Here is a 1,165-nt window from a genome sequence, read left to right on the forward strand (position 1 = left end):
GGCGCGCCCGCCGCGGGGCGGGGCGGCCGGCCGGCGCCGCGGGAGCCGCCCTCGGCTCCGGCGCCGGCACCGGCACCGGCTCGGGTCTCGGCTTCGACACGGGTGTCGGTGTCGTCGGATTCCGGGGCGTCGTCGGCGTCCGGATCGCTGGTCTGCGCGCCGCTGGCGTCCGTACCGCCGTCGCCGTCGCCGTCGGCGCCGGCCGCGGGTCGCTGGGCCTCGATGGCGCCCAGCTCGTGCAGCAGGTCGATGCCGTCCTTGATGTTGCGCCGGTCCGGCGGGTCGATGAACGGGAACCGCTCGATGTCGCCCAGCCCGGCCGCCGTCATCTGCAAGATCACCGAGGCGAGGTTGGTCCGCAGGATCTCGGCGTCGGTGAACTCGGGGCGGGTGAGGAAGTCGTCCTCGGAGTACAGCCGGATGCAGATGCCGTCGCTGGTCCGGCCGCAGCGGCCCTTCCGCTGGTTGGCGCTGGCCTGCGAGATCGGCTCGATGGGCAGCCGCTGCACCTTGGTGCGGTGGCTGTAGCGGGAGATGCGGGCGGTGCCCGGGTCGATCACGTACCGGATGCCGGGGACGGTCAGCGAGGTCTCGGCCACATTGGTGGCGAGTACGACCCGGCGGCCGGAGTGCCGCTGGAAGACGCGGTGCTGCTCGGCGTGCGAGAGGCGGGCGTACAGCGGCAGGATCTCCGTGTTCCGCAGCTTCTTCTTCTCCAGCGCGTCGGCCGTGTCGCGGATCTCCCGCTCGCCGGAGAGGAAGACGAGGACGTCGCCCTCCCCCTCGCGCTGGAGTTCGTCCACCGCGTCGCAGATGGCCGTGACCTGGTCCCGGTCGCCGTCCTGGCCGCCCTCTTCGAGCAGCGGCCGGTAGCGCACCTCGACCGGGTACGTACGGCCGCTGACCTCGATGATCGGCGCGGCGACCGGCTCGGCGGCGGCGCCCGGTGCGGGGGCCTCGGCCGGCCGGGCGGCGGAGTGGTCCTGGGGGTGGTCGGCGGGCTGGCCCTGCGGGTGGTCGGCGGCCGTGGGCTCGGCCTGGCCGGCTGGGGTCGTGCCGCCGCCCCCGGTGGGCGGGCGGCTGGCCACGGGCGTGCCGTCGGCCCCGGGCCCCCGTCCGCGCCGTGCCGCCGCCCCCCACCCCCGCGCGCCCGGCGCCCGGGGCC

The 1,165-nt window shown here is 76.4% G+C and carries 1 protein-coding gene; it reads right to left on the minus strand.

Going from position 1 to position 1,165, the window contains the following annotated elements; all coding sequences use genetic code 11:
• On the minus strand, window positions 1-1,088 hold a 1,088-nt coding region (locus tag AAHZ94_RS34380), incomplete at its 3' end, for a helicase-related protein (RefSeq protein ID WP_349997600.1).
• Window positions 1,089-1,165 lie beyond the last annotated feature (77 nt).

Source organism: Streptomyces sp. HSW2009 (genome assembly GCF_040240285.1).
GTDB lineage: Bacteria > Actinomycetota > Actinomycetes > Streptomycetales > Streptomycetaceae > Streptomyces.